Origin of the sequence: Rhizobium sp. R634, from assembly GCF_002211305.1 — a bacterium.
Classification (GTDB): Bacteria; Pseudomonadota; Alphaproteobacteria; order Rhizobiales; family Rhizobiaceae; genus Rhizobium.
Genome location: NZ_LOKW01000026.1, coordinates 42,961 through 61,713, shown reverse-complemented (window position 1 = coordinate 61,713; position 18,753 = coordinate 42,961). Strand labels below are relative to the sequence as shown.

Annotated in this window: 19 protein-coding genes; 8 read left to right on the top strand and 11 right to left on the bottom strand. The window is 61.6% G+C overall.

Translation table 11 applies throughout. From position 1 onward, the window contains the following. Window positions 1-145: 145 nt before the first annotated feature. A complete protein-coding gene (locus ATY77_RS25650; RefSeq protein WP_088689383.1) occupies window positions 146-1,201 on the top strand; it encodes a LacI family DNA-binding transcriptional regulator in 1,056 nt (351 codons plus the stop codon). Then, window positions 1,198-1,725 carry an NADPH-dependent FMN reductase gene (locus ATY77_RS25645; protein WP_088689382.1) on the top strand — a complete coding sequence of 176 codons (528 nt, stop codon included), beginning with the start codon at window positions 1,198-1,200 and terminating at the stop codon, window positions 1,723-1,725. Before ATY77_RS25650 ends, ATY77_RS25645 begins: the two co-directional genes overlap by 4 nt. Window positions 1,726-1,752: 27 nt before the next feature. Here ATY77_RS25645 and ATY77_RS25640 read toward each other — a convergent pair whose 3' ends face one another. The 5 genes from ATY77_RS25640 to ATY77_RS25620 are packed head-to-tail and all read right to left on the bottom strand — an operon-like array spanning window position 1,753 to window position 6,883. Beyond that, a complete protein-coding gene (locus tag ATY77_RS25640; protein ID WP_088689381.1) occupies window positions 1,753-2,496 on the bottom strand; it encodes an ABC transporter ATP-binding protein in 744 nt (247 codons plus the stop codon). Continuing rightward, window positions 2,493-3,338 (bottom strand): ABC transporter ATP-binding protein, encoded by an 846-nt coding sequence (locus ATY77_RS25635; protein WP_088689380.1) that lies wholly within the window; start codon window positions 3,336-3,338, stop codon window positions 2,493-2,495. Before ATY77_RS25635 ends, ATY77_RS25640 begins: the two co-directional genes overlap by 4 nt. A gap of 1 nt (window position 3,339) precedes the next feature. After that, window positions 3,340-4,242 (bottom strand): ABC transporter permease, encoded by a 903-nt coding sequence (locus ATY77_RS25630; RefSeq protein WP_088689379.1) that lies wholly within the window; start codon window positions 4,240-4,242, stop codon window positions 3,340-3,342. Further along, window positions 4,239-5,267, bottom strand: coding sequence for an ABC transporter permease (locus ATY77_RS25625; RefSeq protein WP_064825239.1), 1,029 nt, complete (start codon window positions 5,265-5,267; stop codon window positions 4,239-4,241). The genes ATY77_RS25630 and ATY77_RS25625 overlap by 4 nt, the downstream gene beginning before the upstream one ends. A 20-nt stretch (window positions 5,268-5,287) precedes the next feature. Next, window positions 5,288-6,883, bottom strand: a complete 1,596-nt coding sequence (locus ATY77_RS25620) for an ABC transporter substrate-binding protein (RefSeq protein ID WP_088674072.1) — start codon at window positions 6,881-6,883, stop codon at window positions 5,288-5,290. A 133-nt stretch (window positions 6,884-7,016) separates the two neighbouring features. Between ATY77_RS25620 and ATY77_RS25615 the strand changes: the two genes are divergently transcribed. From ATY77_RS25615 to kdgD, 3 genes are all read left to right on the top strand, one after another. Continuing rightward, window positions 7,017-7,727 (top strand): FadR/GntR family transcriptional regulator, encoded by a 711-nt coding sequence (locus ATY77_RS25615; protein WP_088689378.1) that lies wholly within the window; start codon window positions 7,017-7,019, stop codon window positions 7,725-7,727. 64 nt (window positions 7,728-7,791) lie between these two features. Continuing rightward, window positions 7,792-8,766 carry a mannonate dehydratase gene (locus ATY77_RS25610; RefSeq protein WP_088689377.1) on the top strand — a complete coding sequence of 325 codons (975 nt, stop codon included), beginning with the start codon at window positions 7,792-7,794 and terminating at the stop codon, window positions 8,764-8,766. A 36-nt stretch (window positions 8,767-8,802) separates the two neighbouring features. Next, complete coding sequence (gene kdgD / locus ATY77_RS25605; RefSeq protein ID WP_088689376.1) at window positions 8,803-9,729, top strand: 5-dehydro-4-deoxyglucarate dehydratase; 927 nt, start codon at window positions 8,803-8,805, stop codon at window positions 9,727-9,729. A gap of 250 nt (window positions 9,730-9,979) precedes the next feature. Here kdgD and ugpC read toward each other — a convergent pair whose 3' ends face one another. From ugpC to ATY77_RS25585, 4 genes are all read right to left on the bottom strand, one after another. After that, window positions 9,980-11,053 carry a sn-glycerol-3-phosphate ABC transporter ATP-binding protein UgpC gene (gene ugpC, locus ATY77_RS25600; protein ID WP_088689375.1) on the bottom strand — a complete coding sequence of 358 codons (1,074 nt, stop codon included), beginning with the start codon at window positions 11,051-11,053 and terminating at the stop codon, window positions 9,980-9,982. Between the two features lie 23 nt (window positions 11,054-11,076). Next, window positions 11,077-11,925, bottom strand: coding sequence for a carbohydrate ABC transporter permease (locus tag ATY77_RS25595; protein WP_037138761.1), 849 nt, complete (start codon window positions 11,923-11,925; stop codon window positions 11,077-11,079). Then, complete coding sequence (locus tag ATY77_RS25590; protein WP_088689374.1) at window positions 11,918-12,856, bottom strand: sugar ABC transporter permease; 939 nt, start codon at window positions 12,854-12,856, stop codon at window positions 11,918-11,920. Before ATY77_RS25590 ends, ATY77_RS25595 begins: the two co-directional genes overlap by 8 nt. A 79-nt stretch (window positions 12,857-12,935) precedes the next feature. Continuing rightward, window positions 12,936-14,240, bottom strand: a complete 1,305-nt coding sequence (locus ATY77_RS25585) for an extracellular solute-binding protein (RefSeq protein WP_088689373.1) — start codon at window positions 14,238-14,240, stop codon at window positions 12,936-12,938. Between the two features lie 199 nt (window positions 14,241-14,439). On the opposite strand from ATY77_RS25585, the gene ATY77_RS25580 reads away from it, so the two are divergent. The 3 genes from ATY77_RS25580 to ATY77_RS25570 are packed head-to-tail and all read left to right on the top strand — an operon-like array spanning window position 14,440 to window position 17,432. Next, window positions 14,440-15,639, top strand: coding sequence for an ROK family transcriptional regulator (locus ATY77_RS25580; RefSeq protein ID WP_088674080.1), 1,200 nt, complete (start codon window positions 14,440-14,442; stop codon window positions 15,637-15,639). A gap of 33 nt (window positions 15,640-15,672) precedes the next feature. Continuing rightward, window positions 15,673-16,773 carry a Gfo/Idh/MocA family oxidoreductase gene (locus ATY77_RS25575; protein WP_088689372.1) on the top strand — a complete coding sequence of 367 codons (1,101 nt, stop codon included), beginning with the start codon at window positions 15,673-15,675 and terminating at the stop codon, window positions 16,771-16,773. A 17-nt stretch (window positions 16,774-16,790) separates the two neighbouring features. Then, window positions 16,791-17,432, top strand: a complete 642-nt coding sequence (locus tag ATY77_RS25570) for a ThuA domain-containing protein (RefSeq protein ID WP_088689371.1) — start codon at window positions 16,791-16,793, stop codon at window positions 17,430-17,432. A 202-nt stretch (window positions 17,433-17,634) separates the two neighbouring features. Here the strand turns inward: ATY77_RS25570 and ATY77_RS25565 are convergent, their stop codons facing one another. Together ATY77_RS25565 and ATY77_RS25560 are read right to left on the bottom strand one after the other, a co-directional pair. After that, complete coding sequence (locus ATY77_RS25565; protein WP_088689370.1) at window positions 17,635-18,114, bottom strand: DUF2938 domain-containing protein; 480 nt, start codon at window positions 18,112-18,114, stop codon at window positions 17,635-17,637. A 100-nt stretch (window positions 18,115-18,214) separates the two neighbouring features. After that, complete coding sequence (locus ATY77_RS25560) at window positions 18,215-18,736, bottom strand: MarR family winged helix-turn-helix transcriptional regulator (RefSeq protein WP_088689369.1); 522 nt, start codon at window positions 18,734-18,736, stop codon at window positions 18,215-18,217. Window positions 18,737-18,753: the final 17 nt, after the last annotated feature.

The following is an 18,753-nucleotide window of genomic DNA, read 5'->3' as shown; positions in this document are numbered from 1 at the left end:
AACACCGGCGCATGGACTGCCCGTAAAGCCGCATCTTCAGCCTCCCTGCTTTGTTGCGGTCTCCTCGCGGGCAATTGTGCATAGGCATTTCATTTGCGCAATCTGAAAGATTTTTGCATAAATGACGAGGGAGCGAGGAGATCTCATGGCGGCGGAGCAGAAAAAAGGCAGGCGCACGCGTCTCGATGATATCGCCGCCCGATGCGGCGTATCGATCAGCACGGTGTCCCGGGCGCTCGCCGGGGAAAAGGGCGTGAGGCCCGAAATCCGCAAGCTGGTGCTGGAAACGGCGAGCGCGGTGAGCTACGCCCTGCCGGCGAGCGTCGCCGGCAAGAAGGTCATGCTTGTGGCCTCGGGCGCGGCAATGATCGATTACGTCCGCAACCAGTTCACGCTCCACGTTCTCGAAGGTTTGAATGCGCGCGCAGCCGCCCTCGGCATCGAGGTGGCGATGCGTCCTATTGCCGACAAAGCCGACGAGGCGCGTGTCATTGCGGAGATGCACGATGATGCGAGCTTCGGCGGGATGCTGATCCTCACCGTCGACGAGGAGGACATGCTTGCGGCGGCCGCCGATCTTGGAAAGCCCGTCGTGCTCGTCAACAGCGACGATCCCTATATGCGGCTTTCCAGTGTCACGCCCTGCAATCGCTCGGCCGCCTTCATTGCCGCGGAGCGGCTGATCAAGGCCGGTCACGAACGCATCCTGTTCATGCTGAGGCCGGGGCGACGGACGATCGAGCGTCGCCTGGAGGGCTGGCGCGATGCGCTGCAGAACCATGGGCTGGCAGCCGGTTGCGAAATGGTTCTCGAGGTCGACGACTGGCTGCCGGATCTCGGCGCCGAGGCTGTCACCCGTCTCGTCCGCGACAAGGGCCTCTTCTTCACCGCCATCCTCACGGCAGGCGACAGCCTTGCTAACGGCGCCCTGCGCGGTTTGCAGGCAATGGGTTATGCCGTGCCGCAGGACATTTCCGTCATGGGTATCGACGACCTGCCGCAATCGGCCTTTCTCAATCCGCCGCTTTCGACAGTGCATATTCCGATGCGCGAACTCGGCGCCACCGCGCTCGATCTCTTGCGCGACATGATGCTCGGCCTTGCGATGCCGCGGCGGCGCGTCGAGCTTTCCTGCCATCTCGTCGAAAGGGGCAGTGTCGCAGCCGTCAGCCGCCCGCAGGAGATCATGCCGCGATCATGAAATTTCTGGCCATTTCAGGAAGTGTCCGCCGCGCCTCCACCAATACCGCCATGCTTTATGCGCTGCAGTCGGCTGCCGGCTCGACGTATGCGGTTTCGATCTATGACCGCGTGGGAGAACTCCCGGTCTTTTCGCCCGATCTGGAAGACGATCCCCCGCGTGAAGTCGCGGCTCTCGCGAGAGCGATTGCCGATGCCGATGGGCTGATCCTGGCAAGCCCCGAATATATCAGATCAATTCCGGGCGGACTGAAGAACGCCATCGACTGGCTGGTGTCCCGCAATGAGGTGATCGGCAAACCGATCGTACTTGCGCATGCGTCACATCGCGGCGACGACATGCTCCAGCAACTTCGCGTAGTGCTCGCCACGCTCAGCGATCGCTTCAACGAGCAACTCTTCCTCCGGCTCCATCTGATGAAGCTTTCCCCTGATGAGGTCGCTGCTTATCTTTCCGAGCCTCGGCATCAGGAGGAGATGCGCCGTTTCCTCGACGCTTTCGCAAACTATTGCGCGGTTGCCTGACCTTTGCATTGTGCGGCTGCGGCGCCCTTAAGCTTCCATGAAGCTCGCCTCGAACAACTCGCGCGCATAGGCATGGTGCGTGGTGCCGGCCTGCAGATCCGCCTTGGTGAGTTCGTCGACGAAGCTGCCGTCCTTCATGATCAACACCCGGTCGCACATATGGGCAATGACCGCGAGATCGTGGCTGACGAGCAGATAGGTTAGTCCCTTTTCCTCGCGCTGATCGGCAAGCAGGTTCAGGATTTCGGCCTGGATCGAGACATCGAGCGCCGATGTCGGCTCGTCCAGCAGTAGGATCGGCGGCGACAGGATCAGGGCTCGGGCAATCGCCACGCGCTGCCGCTGGCCGCCGGAAAGCTCGTGGGGAAAGCGGCTTGCAAAATTCGCGGGCAAGCCCACCTGGATCAATGCTCTTTCGACCTTGGACCAGATATCGGACTGGCGCATGGCGCGCAGCGGCTCGGCGAGCGCGGTGCCGATGCGATGGCGGGGATGCAGCGATCCGTAGGGATCCTGAAACACCATTTGGGCGAGCGTCAGTTCCTCGCGGGAGCGCTTCTTTCCGATCGGCTTTCCACCGAGCTCTATCTGGCCTGTCCAGCCGGCCTCCATGCCGGCAAGGCAGCGCAGCACCGTCGATTTGCCGCAGCCGGATTCGCCGACGATGCCGAGCGTCTCGCCGGGCTTGACCTGAAAATTGATGCCCCTGACGACATGGTTCCTGTTCTTGCCATGGGAAAAGACGACATCGAGGTCACGGACATTGATCATTGTACCGCCTCCAGATCGAGTTTCGTCCTGTCGAGAACCGCAAGCCGGCGGACAGGGTTCTTCGGGTCGGGCAGCGCCGATATCAGCCCGCGCGTATAGGGATGGCGAGCATCTTCCAGGCTGGTCAGGGTTTCGACGATCCGGCCGGCATACATGACGATGATGCGTTCGCAGAAGGCCGCGACCATGCGAATGTCGTGGCTGATCAGAAGCAGACCCGAATTGTTTTCACGCACCAGTTCGTCGAGCAGCAGCAGCACGTCCTTTCGCACGCTGACATCGAGAGCCGAGGTCGGCTCGTCGGCGATGACGAGCTTCGGCCGCGCCAGCAGCATCATCGCGATCATCACGCGCTGGCCCATGCCGCCGGATATCTGGTGGGGGTAAAGCGCCATGACCCGGTTCGGATCGCTGATGCGCACGCGCTCCAGCATGGCGCGGACCGCATCCTGCGCCGGTTTGCCGCGCAGGCCGAGGTGCAGCCGCGCGGCTTCGGCGATCTGTTTGCCGATCGACAGAACCGGATTCAGCGAATAGCGCGGATCCTGCATGATCAGCGCGATATCCTTGCCGCGCAGCGCGCCCATCTGACGCTCGCTCTTCGAGAGAAGCGAACTGCCGGCAAGGTCCAGGCGCTCGGCAGAGACCACGGCGGCCGGCGGCAGAAGACGCATGATGGCGCGGCCGGTCGTCGACTTGCCGGAGCCGGATTCGCCGACGATGCCGACACGTTCGCGCCCGACGTCGAAACTGACCTTGGAAACTGCGGGCACCGCGCCCCGCCCGAAACGGACGCTCAATTCCTTGACCGAAAGAACGGGCTGGAGATCACGATCTTGCATTTCACGACCTTGCATGACGGGGATCCAGAATGTCGCGCAGAGCATCTCCGGCGATGTTGAAGGCAAGGCTCGTCAACAGGATGGCGATACCCGGCATGACGGCGACCCACCAGTAGTCGAGCATGAACTTGCGGCCGTTCGAAATCATCGCACCCCATTCCGGCGCGGGCGGCTGGGCGCCGAGGCCAAGGAAGCCGAGCGAGGCTGCCGTCAGGATGATGCCCGCCATGTTGAGTGTCAGGCGAACGATGACCGACGGGATGCACATGGGCGCGATATAGAGAAGCAGGATGCGCAGCGGTGACGCGCCGTAAAGGCGGGCGGCGACCACATAATCCGCGTTTCTCACGACGAGCGCCTCTGCCCGGGCAAGCCTTGCGATCGGCGGCCATGCGGTGAGCGAGATGGCGATGATCGCCGTGCCCAAGCCTGCGCCGAGGGCGGCGGCAAAAGCGAGCGCCAGGATCAGCGAGGGAAAGGAAAGAACGATATCGGTGGCACGCATCAAAAAGGCATCGGTATTGCCGCCGAAGAAACCGGCGACGACGCCGATCAGCAATCCGATCGGCCCGACGATTAGGGAGACTGAGAGCACGGTCTGGATGGTGATGCGCGTCCCGAAGATCAGACGGCTCAAAATATCGCGGCCGAATTCATCGGTGCCGGCCAGATGCGCAAGGCTCGGAGGCTGTAGAGCGTCGCCAAGCGCCTGAATGGTCGGATCGTATGGCGCCAGAAGCGGCGCGAAGATCGCGACCACGCAGAGGATGCCGAGGACGACGAAGCCCGCAAGGCCGAGCGGCTCATCGGCCAGTTTCCGGCCGGCGCGCGCAAACGAGGCTGCAACGCGGCTCGGCACGCTTGGAGGACGGATCGTGATCTCAGTGTGAACGGCATCGCTCATCGGGCCGCCTCCCTCATGCGCGGATCGAGCACGGCATAGGCGACGTCGGCCAGGAAGTTTAGGAACATGAAGATGAATCCCACGATGATGGTGGCTGCGACGATGGCGTTCATATCGCCGATCATCAGGGCATTGGTCATATACTGGCCGATACCCGGCCAGGAGAAGACGATCTCGGTGACGACGGCGCCTTCGAGCAGCCCGCCATAGGAAATGGCAAGGATGGTGATCAACTGCACCGCGATATTGGGCAGGACATGGCGCAAAATCGTTCCGGTCGGGCTGACGCCCTTGGCGCGGGCGGCAATGACATAGTCCTGGCTCAGCTGCTCCAACGTGAAGCTGCGGGTCATGCGGGTGATATAGGCCATCGCGGCGTAAGCGAGGATGATGGCCGGCAGGATGATGTGGCCGAGCGCATTCCAGAAGATCTCGGTTTCGCCCTGCAGCAGGCTGTCGATCAGCAACAGCCCTGTCTGGGGGGTGACGAGGCCTTCATAGAAGACATCGACCCTGCCCGGTCCGCCGACCCAGTTGAGCCCGGCATAAAAGATGACGAGTCCGACGATGCCGAACCAGAAGACCGGTATCGAATGGCCAACCAAGGCGACAACCCGGGCGATCTTGTCTATCACGCTGTCGCGAAACAGCGCCGCGACCAGGCCGAGCGGCACACCGACGAAGGTCGAAATGATCACCGCCAGCGTCGCAAGTTCGAATGTCGCGGGAAAGGCCTGCGCGAGGTCCGAAGAGACGGGGTTGCCGGTGAGCACAGCCGTGCCGAAATCACCATGGGCGAGCCCGTTCAGATAGAGGAAGAACTGCTGATAGATCGGCAGGTCGAGCCCCAGGCGCGTCCGCATCGCCGCATAGGCGGCGGGATCGGCGAGTTCGCCGACGATCGCGCCGACGGGATCCGTGGGCAGGACGCGGCCGATCACGAAGGTCACACATAAGAGAATGAACAGGCTGACCAGCAAATGCGCCAGGCGTCGGCCAAATTCGGCTACAGAGAGTTCCTTCATGATCGGCTGCCTCGGGAGTATTACTGGGTTTCAGACTTCGTGACGTTCTCGAGACGAGTCAGCTGGGTCGGATGCCCGACATATCCCTCAACCTTGCTCGACAGGACGATCGGCTCGAAACGCTCGAACATCGGAAGCACTGCCGGCTTCTGTTCCACGAACATCTTCTGCATCTCGACGTAGAGCTCGCCGCGCTTCTTCGGGTCAGGCTCCATCGATGCCTTCGCCGTCAGGGCCGTCAGTTCGGGGATATCCCAGGCCGAGCGCCAGACGAAGTTGCCGGCATTGTTGGCTTCCTTCGAATTGTCCGGATTGGACGAGAACTGCTCCATCGAGCCGAGCACGTTCGGCATGTAAGCGCTGGTCTGCGGGATCAGCAGATCGAAATCCCGGGCGCGATGGGCCGCAATGATTTCCGAGCCGTTGCCCTGCTGGATGTCGATCTTGATGCCGACCTGGGCGAGCGATGCCTGGATGGCCGTGGCAAGGTCGATACGCGGCGTTTGCGCGATCGTCTTCAGCGACAGCGTAAAACCATCCTTGAACCCTGCCTCGCTCAACAGCTGCTTGGACTTTTCGACGTCGAGATGCCAATCGGGGTTCGGGACGGCATATTCGAAATTCTCCGGAACGGGAACGTTTCTCGCCCGCCCGTACGGCCCCATGATCGTCTTCTCGATGCCCTTGTAGTCGATGCCATAGGCAATGGCCTCGCGAACCTTCGGGTTGGAGAGGTACTGGTTGCCGGCATTCATCGACAGAACGTAGAAGCCGCCTGTGGGAATGCGCTGGATGGTGAAGCCCTGCTTGTCCTTAAATGTCGCGAGATCGGCTGCGGTCAGCGCACTGGCGATGTCGATATCGCCGCGTTCGAGCATCAGCCGCTCGACCTGGCTTTCCGGAACGTGGCGGACGATGACCCGCTTCATCTTAGGAGCGCCGGCCACATAATCCTTATTGGCATCGAGAATCACCAGTTCGTTCGGAGACCAGCGATTGAGGGTGAATGGACCTGAGCCGGCCGAATGGGTGCGCATCCAGGCATTTCCCCAGTCGTTGTCGGTGACATGCTTCTGCACCTCGACACTGTCGACGACGCTGGTGGTCGATGCCGCGAGCCGGTAGAGCAGCATCTCGGCCGTCACCTGGCCGGAAAAATCGATGCGTACGGTTTTGTCGTCGACTGCCGTGACGAGCTTGTCCACATTGTCCTTGTCGTAGCCGATGCGCTTGAGGTTGGCGGCGGCAGCCTGGTCGAGCTTCAGCAGCCGTCCCAGAGAGTAGACGACGTCCTTCGATGTCACAGGGTTGCCGGAGGCGAAATTAGCCTGGCGCAGCGTGAAGGTGATGCCCTTGTCGTCAACCTTCCAGCTTTCGGCCAGCTGCGGCACGATCTTCCCGTCAGCCGTGCTGTTGACCAGCCGGTCGTAAAGGTTCGACATGATCTCGACGGCCTTGCCTTCGGTGGCCTGATGCGGATCGAGCGACAGGACCTGGGCCAGCGATGTGCCGATCACCAACTGGTCTTTCGGCGTGGCCGCCTGCAACTGCGGTGCAGCGATCGTCAGAGCGCCGATGACGGCGCCGACGAACAAGCCTTTAGAAAAATGCTTCATTGTAGCTCCTCCCTGGACTACTATTAAGAGACATATTATGTCGTCCGTATGTCGTATTATGATTTATCCAAGTCCGATACGATTTGCAAGACCCGAGCGGGCGACTTGATGGAAGCGGATTGGGGAACGGAAAATGACGACATTCAGCCGGGGCCGGCAAAGACTGGCGCAGCAGGTCATCGATCAGCTGCGGGCGCAAATCGAAACGGGAAAACTGCGCGTCGGCGACCAGCTGCCGACCGAGCCGCAACTCGAATCGACATTCGGCGTCAGCCGCACCGTGGTGCGCGAGGCCATTGCCGATCTCAGGGCGGCAGGCTTCGTCAAGCCGATCCAGGGCAAAGGCGTTTTTGTCGCCGATCCCAAGTCGCACTCGGCACTGTCCTTGACCCCAGTGGAAATCAAAAGCATTCCGGAAACCCTGGAATTGCTGGAGTTCCGCATGGCGGCCGAGGGTGAGGCCGCAGCCATTGCAGCCTATCGCCGCACGGCCGAGCAGGAGGCCGCGATTCGCGAAGCCAACCGCAGAATGGCGCAGCTCATCGAGACAGGACAGCAGACGGTGGAGGCCGATTACGCCTTCCACATGGCGATCGCCGCCGCCACGAACAACCGATTCTACGTCGACGTTCTGCGCCATTTCGGCCCGCGCGCCATCCCCCGCGGCCAGTTTCCGACACTCCCCGAAGCCAATGACCGCGATTACCTCCAGAAGGTTTATGCCGAACATGTCGAAATCCTGTCGGCCATCGCCGACCAGGATCCGGAGCGCGCCCGCCAGGCGATGCGCGCACACATGATGGCGAGCCAACGCCGCTATCGCATGCTCGCCGAGCAGCAATAAGGCTCGACTCTCTCAAAAATTCATATTATGTCATACGACATCACTGAATTTGAGAGGGTCTCTGATGTATCTGGGAACACAGGTGGCAGCGCGCGACGATGACGATTATCGGATCTTTGCGCAATTGGGCGTCAAGCATATCAGTGCGGACCCTCCGGGAAAGCCGAGCAGTTGGACGCTTGCCGATATCGAGCGCCATCGCGACAAGGTCGAAAGCTTCGGCCTGATCCTCGACATGATCCAGCTGCCCCTGCCCTCGCAGCCGATCGAGAAGGCATCCTATCCCGACATTCTGCTTGCCGGCCCCGAGCGCGACCGACAGATCGACGCTGTCTGCAAGATGATCGAGGATGTCGCGGCTGCCGGCATTCCCGCGGTCAAATATAATCTCAACCTGATCGGCATCCCGCGCACGCCAGACGAGCCGGGACGCGGTGGCTCGCTGAACGCCAGCTTCCGCTGGGACAAGACGGACCAGCATGCAGCACCCGGCCTTGCCGGCGTTTTGTCCGAGGACGAAAACTGGGAGCGGATCGACTATTTCCTGGAGCGCGTCGTTCCCGTCGCCGAAAGCAACCGCGTCCGGCTCGCCTGCCATCCGCACGATCCCTATACGCCGCCGGGCTATCGCGGCGTCACGCGCGTGCTCGGCACGGTCGAGGGCTTGAAGAAGTTCGTGCTGATGCGCGAAAACCCCTATCACGGCCTCAATTTCTGCCAGGGCTCGGTCGGCGAGATGCTCGAAAATCCCGGCGAGGAAATCGACGACATCATCCGCTGGTTCGGCCAGCGCAACAAGATCTTCAACGTTCACTTCCGCAACATTCGCGGCGGCAAGCTTTCCTTCATGGAAACCTTCCCCGACGAGGGCGACATGGACATGGCCCGTTCGGCCAGGATCTACAAGGAAGTCGGCTTCAAATATATGCTGATGCCCGATCATGTGCCGACCGTCAGCGGGAAGGACCCTTCCGCCACGGCCTTCGCCTTCTGCTACGGCTATATCGCAGCACTTCTGCAGACGCTCGAAAGCGCCTGACACGGCCGATTTTCAACACGTAAGGAATAGGACTTGATGATGAACCCGATTGAATTGAAGAAGGCCGTCGGCAGTGGTCTGCTCTCGTTTCCGGTCACGCATTTCGACGATCAGCTTAAATTCGACGAGGCGAAGTACCGCCGCCATGTCGAGTGGCTTGCCGGTTACGACGCCGCCGCTCTCTTTGCCGCCGGCGGCACCGGTGAATTCTTCTCCCTCAACCCGAGCGAGATCCCGCAGGTCGTCAAAGCCGCCAAGGCCTCTGCCGGCAATACGCCGATCATTTCGGGAACCGGCTACGGCACGTCGCTTGCCATCGAGATCGCACAGGCGGCCGAAAAGGCCGGCGCGGACGGGCTGCTGCTTCTGCCGCCCTATCTGATGTTTGCCGAGCAGGCCGGCCTGATCGCCCATGTCAAGGCGGTCTGCCAATCGGTCGGCGTCGGCGTCATCGTCTATAACCGCGACAACGCCATCCTGACGGCCGACAGCATCGCGCGGCTTGCGGAGGAATGCCCGAACCTGATCGGCTTCAAGGACGGCGTCGGCGATGTCGACAAGGTCATCGAGATCACCACGCGGCTCGGCGACCGTCTCGTCTATGTCGGCGGCATGCCGACCCATGAGGTCTATGCGCAAGCCTATTTCGCCGCCGGCGTGACCACCTATTCCTCCGCCGTCTTCAACTTCGTTCCCGCCCTCGCCCAGCGTTTTTACGGGGCGCTCCGCACCGGCGACCAGGCAACCGTCGACCAGATCCTGAAGGGCTTCTTCTTCCCCTTCGTCGCACTGCGCAATCGCAAGAAGGGCTATGCCGTCTCGATCATCAAGGCCGGGCTGCGCGTGCTCGGCCAGAACCCCGGTCCGGTGCGGCCGCCCTTGACGGATCTCACGCAGGAAGAGCTCGCGCTTCTCGAGAAGATCGTTCAGGCCAACGGCGTCTCACGGATTGCCGCGGAATAATAGCCGTGACCGGGAACGGCGGTGGCACTGCCGCCGCAGACTTTTCCTGCGGCTCAATTTGTTGAGAGACCTCGATCCTCACTTAACGTCATCCTCGGCCTTGTGCCGAGGATCTGCTGTGCATCGACCCGTGGCAGATGCTCGGGACAAGCCCGAGCATGACGAAAGAGGAGTTAGCGCCAATCATCAGGTCTTGGTGACTGCGCTTACCCAGCGGTCCGGTCGTTGTTGGGCTGAATGAGAACCGCGCCTACAGCGCCACCCCGCTGCCGCGGTCGAACACGTGCACCTGGTCGCTGGCGATGCTTGCCTCGAACACCGCGCCGTAGCGGGCGGGGTATTCGCCATCGACGATGGCCGTGACCTGCTGGCCGGCGAGATCGAAGACCACATGGGTCTGCGCGCCCGTGGGCTCCACCAGCATGGTGCGGCCGGCAAGCGGAGTGCCGCCAGCTATGCCGGGAATAAGATGTTCTGGGCGCAGGCCGATAGTAATGGCTTGGCCGGGTCTGACCCGACGGTCGGGCGCGATACGGATTGCCGTGCCGTCTTCGAGGCGGGCGGCGGGCTCGCCGTTTTGACCCTCTACCGTGCCGTCGAGCATGTTCATCGCCGGCGAGCCGATGAAAGCGGCGACGAAAAGATTGGCTGGCTTCTTGTAAAGTTCGAGCGGCGTGCCCGCTTGCTCCACCCTGCCCTGGTTGAGCACGACAATGCGGTCGGCGAGCGTCATCGCTTCGATCTGGTCGTGGGTGACATAGATCGAGGTCGTCTTCACCTTCTGGTGCAGCGTCTTGATTTCCGAGCGCATCTGCACGCGCAGCTTAGCGTCGAGATTGGAAAGCGGCTCGTCGAAGAGGAAGACGGCGGGATTGCGCACGATGGCGCGGCCCATGGCGACGCGCTGGCGCTGGCCGCCGGAAAGCTGGGCCGGCTTGCGGTCGAGCAGCTTGGCGAGATCGAGCATGCGGGCGGCCTCACCGACGCGGGCCTCGATCTCGGGCTTTTGAACGCCGGCAAGTTTCAGGTTGAAGCCCATGTTTTCAGCGACCGTCATATGCGGATAGAGCGCGTAGGACTGGAAGACCATGGCGATGTTGCGCTCGCGCGGCGTCATCGCATTGACGATATTGCCGCCGATCGCGATCTCGCCGTCGGTGATCTCCTCGAGGCCGGCGATCATGCGCAGCAGTGTCGATTTTCCGCAGCCGGACGGGCCGACCAGGGCGACGAATTCGCCATCCTCGATATGAAGCGAAATGCCATGGATGACATCGACGGCGCCATAGGCCTTGGTTACATCGTGCAGTGAAACGGATGCCATAATTGCAGCTCCAAAAGTTCGGCTCAGGACTTGACGGCGCCGGCGGTCAGGCCGGCGATGATGTGCCGCTGGGCGACGAAGAAGACGATGATTGTCGGAAGGATGGTCAGCGTGATGAAGGCCAGCACCAATTGCCATTCCGTGCCGTATTCGCCGCGATAGACCATGATGCCGAGCGGCCAGGGATATTTCGATTCCGAGTTCAGCATGATCAGCGGCAGGATGTAGCTGTTCCAGCTGCCGACGAAGGAGATGATGCTGACGGTGGCGACGATCGGCCGGGAGAGCGGCAGCGAGATATGCCAGAAAAACCTGAGATAGCCGCAGCCATCGACGAAGGCCGCCTGAAACAATTCTTCCGGAAGGTTACGGAAATAGTTCCGGAACAACAGGATGCTCATGCCGAGGCCGAAGGCCACCTGCGGCAGCACTACGCCCCAATAGGTGTTCAACAGGCCGAGATCGCGGATACGGATGAACAGCGGCAGGATCGCGGTCGCTGCCGGAAACATCAGGCCGAGCAGGAAATAGTTGAGCAGGAAGGACGAGCCGAAGAAGCGCACATGGGCGAAGGCGAAGGCCGCCATCGACGAGACGATCAGCGTCAGCAGCACGGTCAGCGCTGCAATGATCAGCGAATTGCCGATCTGCAGCCAGTAACGCTCGCCGAAGAGAATGTCGGTATAATTCGCCCACTGCCATTCCGTCGGCAGGCCGAAGGGATTGGTGCGCAGGTCGCCCAGCGTCTTGAAGCCGCCAAGCGCCGTCGTCAGCAGCGGGATCAGCACGATCGCCGCAATCAGGGTCAGCGATACGTAGAGATAGATGCGGGTCGAGGCGCGCATGCGGATGGAAGAGCTCATATCAGTCATGGCGCATGAAGATCCTTTTGTAACCGAAGGCGAGCGTCACGCAGATGATGAAGAGCACCACGCCGACGGCGCTGCCGAGACCCACCTGCATGCGCATGACGCCATAGGTGTAGAGAAAGGTGACCATTGTCTGCGTCGAGTTGGACGGGCCGCCGCCGGTCAGCGGCATGATCATGTCGAAGAGCTGCAGCGAGCCGACGACGGCAAAGAAGATCGACAGGCGTAAGGTCGAGCCGAGCAGCGGCAGCGTGACATAGCGGAATTTCTGCCAGCCGGTGGCGCCGTCGATTTCGGCGGCCTCCAGCACGCTCTTGTCGACCGATTGCAGGCCGGCGATGAACAGCATCATGTGAAAGCCGAAATATTTCCAGACGATGACGCCGAGTACGGCGTAGATAGCCACGTCCTTGTCGGCGAGCACATAAGGATTGGCGAAGCCGAAGAAGTTGGAAACGGCGGCAAACAGGCCGTAATCGCCGTCATAGACGAAGCGCCAGATCAGGCCTGCGGCAACGTCGGCCAGCACATAGGGCAGGAAGAAGATCAGCCGGTAGCCGACGACGCCCGGAATGCGGTGGGCTAGCATGGTCGCAAGCCAGATGGCGAGCGGCACCTGGATGCAGATCGAGATGACGATGATCAGGCCATTATTGACCAGCGCCTGGGTGAAGGCCGCGTTGCGGAACAGAACCTGGAAATTGCGCAGCGCGATGAACTCGGTCGGCGTGCCGTAGCCGTTCCACTTGTAGAGGCTGTACCAGGCCGCCTCACCCATCGGCATGATGACGAAGAGCGTGAACAGCAGCAGCGCCGGCGGCAGAAAGAGCAAGAGCACCGTCAGCCGGTCGTGGGCGACCGAGCTCCTGCTGTTTGCGGCTCTTCGTGCCGGCCTTGCGGCTGATGTCATCGAGGGGACTGAAATATTGGCCATGGATCCTGCTTTCGTTCGTCGGCAGCAATGCCGGCGCTCCACTGGATCGGGAGCGCCGGGAAGGTTCTATGGGCGCTGGTTATTGCTCCAGTTCGAAAGCGTCCTGGATCATCTGGGCGCCGTCCTTGGAATTCATCTGGCCGGAGACGATTTCCACCGAGACGTCGTTGACGACACGGCCGACAGCCGCGCCGAGATCCTGGTCGAAGAAGTTCTGATGCCAGGTCGAACCGGCAAGCTGTTTGGCCGATTCGGCCAGCAGCGGATTGACGACGCCGTCATCGGCGCCGACGGCAACGGGAAGCAACATGCCGGCCTTGGCCATCGCCCGCTCGTTGTCGGCATTCGTCAGGAAAGCGAGGAAATCGAGCGCCTCCTTGGAGGCCTTCTTGGTGACGGCCCAGCCGTTGAGGCCGCCGAGCGTATCCGTCGGCTTGCCGGCGCCGCCCTCGACCGTCGGGAAGACGAAACGGCCGATATTGTCGGGTGAAAGCCCCTTGCCGTCGCCGGCATTCTTGCGCTGGTTGGCCTCGGTGGCTTCGAAACCGAGGATCATCGCCGCCTTGCCGTCACCGAAAACGCCAAGCGTCTGCGGCCAGGTGGCGCCGAGATAACCGGGCTGGAAAGGCTCGAGCTTGCCGAGTTCGGCGAGATCGTCGCCGGCCTTGATAATGGCGGGATCGAGGAAACCTTCGCCCTCGCCGTTCTTGGCGGCTTCGAAGACCTTCTGGCCGCCTTCGCGCATAACGAGATAGCTCCAGTAAAAATGGATCGGCCATTTCTCGCCGCCGCCGCCGGCAATCGGCACGATGCCGGCCGCCTTGATCTTCTTCACCGCTGCGAGAAAATCGGTCCAGGTCTTGATGTCCTCAGCCTTGACGCCCGCCTTGGCGAACAGGGCCTTGTTGTAGAAAAAGCTGACCAGACCGACCTTGTAGGGAATAGCCCAGGTCTTGCCCTCAAAGGTCAGGCCGTCGACCGAGGCCGGGGTATAGGCCTTGCGCAGCTTGCCGCCATCGGCATCAAGCGCTGCCGTCACATCCTGCAGCGCGCCGGTCTCGGACTGCTGCTTCAACACGCCGCCGCCCCAGCTGAAAAAGAAATCCGGCACGTCGTCGGATTGCAGCAGAGTGGGAAGCTTGGCCTTGAAGGCCTCGTTTTCGAGGAACTGCATCTGAATGTCGACGTCGGGATGCTGGGCTTCGTATTTCTTGACAATGTCTTCCCAGGCCGCAACGTTTTTCGGGTCGAGCTCGAGATGCAGCCATTTGACCACCGTCGTCGCGGAGGCGGCACTCGCTCCCGCCAGCAACATGCCGGCTGCCGCTGCCATGGATACGATCCGCCTGCCACCGAAAGCGGCGTTTTTCAGCATAAAATTCATGATTTTCCTCCCAGGGGACCTATCCTCACAATTTTTCCCCTATGCGGATTAATTCACCGGAGCTTTTGCCGGATGTCAACCCAAGTGCCGCTATTTTTACCAAATGCGCTTGACAGGCCCGTGGGATTGCCTGCTATTTATTTCGTAACCCGTTAAAAATATTGGCTTCCGCCCAACGAACGATGCCGGCTAGTTTTTCATGAAGACCGCAGATCCAGAATTGATGCGCGCGATCAATCGCTTGAACGTGCTCGATACCATCCGGCGCCATGGTCCGATCTCGCGCATCGAGATCAGCGAACGCACCGAGCTTTCCACCACCACCGTTTCCGCCATTACCGCCTCGCTGCTCGACGACGGGCTGATCCTGCCGCGTCACGAAGGCGATATCCGCAATGAGGCGGTGCGCGGCAGGCCGCGCGTGGCGCTGGAGCTCAATCCCGATGCCGCCCGCGTCGTGGGCGGCAAGATCGCCGCCAACAGAATGGTTTTCGTGGTCACCAATTTCCGCGGCGACGTGCTGTCGAAGCTTGCCCTGCCGATCCGCATCGACCGGCAGCCGATCGGCGTCATCGCCGATCTCGTCGAAGACGGCGTACGGCGGTGCGTCGTGGACGCCGGTCTTTCGCTGGAGGACGTCGAAAGCATTTGCCTCGGCTTCCCCGGCGTCATCGAGCACCGCACAGGCTACATAAGAAGCAGCCCGATTTTTCGTGACACCAATGTCGATTTCGCCGCGGAGATGTCGGCGCGGCTTGCAACGCCGACCATCGTCGAGAGCGACGCTCACGCCATCACGCTCGGCCATCACTGGTTCGGAAAGGCGCGCGATCTGGAAGATATGGTGTTGATTTCGCTGGAACAGACGCTCGGTCTCGGCGTCCTGCACGGCAACAGCCTGTTCCGCGGCGCCGGCGGCCTCAGCCACAATCTCGGCGATCTCGTGCTCGGCATGGGACCGCAGGGCGTGGTGCGGTTGTTCAGCCAGGCCGGCGAGAGCGCGATCCTCGGCGAACAGCAGGCCGACGGCCGTTTTGCCGAAGCGATCCGTCTCGGCCGCGGCATGACCCATGCCCAGGCGCTGATCAAGGCCGATGACGACCGGCTGATCGGCGCTGCGATCCGCGCCGGCGAAGCCGTCGGCTTGACCATTGCCAATATCGTCACGCTGTTTGCGCCGCCGCGGGTTATCCTGGTCGGCTCCAGCCTGGCGCTCGGCGAACCCTTTCTGAACAGCCTGCGCGATGCCTATGCGCTCGCCATTCCGCCCTCGCTGAAGGGGGTGAGCGAACTCGTCTTCGACGATTCGAGTGATGATTTCTGGGCGCAGGGTGCGGCCGCGGTGGCGCTCTACGAACTCTACGAATCGCCCTGGAGCACCACCGGGCCGGCGCTCTGACGGGCGTCATAATCAATATAGATGGAGGAATTCATGGAGAGAGTCGGTATCGGCATCATCGGATGCGGCAATATTTCGGGCGCCTATCTCAAGGCGATGGCATCCTTTCCCATTCTCGACATCCGCGGCGTCGCCGATCTCAACCGGGAACTGGCAGAGGCCAAGGCGCGCGAATTCAACGTTCCCGCCAGGACAGTCGAAGAGCTGTTCGCCGACCCCGACGTCGAGATCATCGTCAACCTGACGATCCCAAAGGCCCATGTCGCTGTTGCCCTGCAGGCGCTCGAAGCCGGCAAGCACACCTATTCGGAAAAGCCGCTCGGGATTAATTTCGCGGAAGGGAAAAAATTGGCGGAGGCGGCGCGCGCCCGCAATCTGCGCATCGGCGCTGCCCCCGATACCTTCCTCGGCGGCGGCCATCAGACGGCCCGCGCACTGATCGACCAGGGCGTCATCGGCCAGCCGGTCGGCGGCTCGGCGAGCTTCATGTGCCCCGGCCATGAGCGCTGGCATCCGAACCCGGCCTTCTATTATGAAGTCGGCGGCGGACCGATGCTCGACATGGGTCCCTATTACATCACCGACCTCGTCAATCTTCTCGGGCCGGTCGCTCAAGTCGTCGGCTTTGCGACGACGCCGCGGGCCGAACGGTTGATCACGAGCGAGCCGCGCAACGGTGAGCGTATTCCCGTGCATGTGCCGACCCATGTCGCCGGCATGATGGCTTTCGCCAATGGCACCGTTGTCCAGATCGCCATGAGCTTCGACGTCGCCGGCCACAAACATGTGCCGCTCGAAGTCTACGGCACCGAGGGCACGTTAATCGTGCCCGATCCCAACAAATTCGAAGGCCCTGTCGAATATCTCAGGAAGGGCGGCCAATTCGAGGATCAGCCACTCACATCACCCTATGCCGACGGCAATTATCGCTCGCTCGGTGTCGCCGACATGGCGCATGCGATCCGCTCCAACCGGCCGCATCGCGCCAACGGCGACCTGGCACTGCATGTGCTGGAGGTCATGGAAGCGTTCCACACCGCGTCGGCGACCGGCCGGACAGTCGCGATATCAACGGCGGTGGAGCGCCCTGCCCCCTTGTCCGATTCCATCGTCGACGGACGGCTGGCGAAATAAATTCAGGAGGAATAACTATGCGTGAAGCACTGATCGTCTGGGGCGGCTGGAGCGGCCACGAGCCGCAGGAATGCGCCGAAATCATCAAGTCCATGCTCGAGGAGGACGGCTTCAAGGTCTATCTCGAACACGGCACCGAGGCGCTTGCCGATCCGTCCGTCCATGATCTCAGCCTCGTCGTGCCGATAATGACGATGTCGAAGATCGAGAAGGAAGAGGTCAAGAACCTCGCCGCCGCAATCGAAAGCGGTGTCGGCATCGCCGGCTATCACGGCGGCGCGGGCGATGCCTTCCGCGACTCCGTCGACTATCAGTTCATCATCGGCGGCCAGTGGGTCGCCCATCCCGGCAACATCATCGACTATACCGTCAACATCACCCGGCCCGACGATCCGCTGATGGAGGGGATTGCCGATTTCCCCTATACGTCGGAGCAATATTACATGCATGTCGACCCCTCGAACGAGGTTCTGGCGACGACCAAATTCACCGGCGAGCACGCCTACTGGATCGACGGCGTCGTCATGCCTGTCGTCTGGAAGCGCAAATACGGCAAGGGCCGCGTCTTCTATTCCTCGCTCGGCCACCAGGCCAAGGAGTTCGACGTGCCGGAGATGAAGACGATCTTCCGCCGCGGAGCGAATTGGGCCGCGCGGTAAGATAGGGCGGTTCGCGGGGGACCAAAAGACCCCTCCCCACAAGGGGGAGGGACTAGGATGCAGCACCGCTTTACATAAACTCTGTCGTATCAATCCGTCAAACGGTAGCAGCCAACACGACCTCTGCTTTTGGCAGCCGCCGGACACCACAGCTTAGTCCCTCCCCTTGTGGGGAGGGGTTGGGGAGGGATTTTTGGCAATCTCAGCGAATGATCAGCGCCGTCCCATAAAGCCCCAGCGCGAACACCGTATGCGCGAGCAGATTGAAGCAGCGGACCTTCATCGGCTTCGGATGTTTCGAAGCGGCCCAGCCGAGGCCGAGGCCAGGCTGCAGCAGGAACCACCCTGCCCCGACCGTGACGATGCCGAAGATCCAGGCGGGAAGGAATGTCGGCGCGGCGAACCATCCCTGCCCCATGATGATCGCAAAGATCAAGCCGTAGAGAATGCCGACGGCGTAGTGGCTGAACCAGCCGAGCGCCAGTTCGTGCTGATAGGGTTCGGCGTCAGCAATACTCTCATGAAAGACCTTGCCGCGGCCGAGATGCCAGAACCAGCGTCCGACCGGCGCCCAATTGGCCGGCGGCTGGCCGAAGACCTTGGCGAGCACGATCGCCCAGAGATCCATGAGGATGGTTGCGCCGGCGCCGATCGCCAGGCCGCGCCACAGAATATCGAACATCGGGAATCACCGGAAAGCGTTAACGTGAAGGGGTGCCAGAAGACCATTGCAAACGTCTTCGCGCAATGGGTTCGACGCAAGTCGGACCTTGCCTCCTCCGTCAGCCGCCCTCGCCACGGGTTTCGCGCGGATCTCGCGCGCTGCCGGCAATATCGCCGCTGATATCATTGGCGAACTTCCGCATCAGCCGCACCAGCTCATTGAAATCATGCTCTTCCCAGTTCTCGAAGATGGCGCGTCCGATCTTCTCGCGGGCGGCGTCGATGCGATCGGTCATCGCCTTGCCTTTGGGGCTGATGACCGCCTCGCGGACACGGCGATCTGCGGCGCTTCCGCGGCGCTCCACCAGTTCCAGACTTTCGAGCTTGGCGACCTGGCGACTGACGGTGGTGTAGTCGCGCCCGGCGCGGTCGGCGAGTTCGACCACCCCGATCGGCCCGAGACGCTCCACCGCGACCAGCAGCGGAAACAGCGCGCGATCGAGCGAAATCCCGGCCTCGCGGACCATCTGCTCGTCCCGCTGAGGGCGGTTCATGACGCTGACGATCTCGATCAAAGCCCCATGCAACTCACGCAGTTTTTCGGATATGTGTGTATTTTGCACATTATTTGTTGACGCCATATCGATTCTCCTATTAT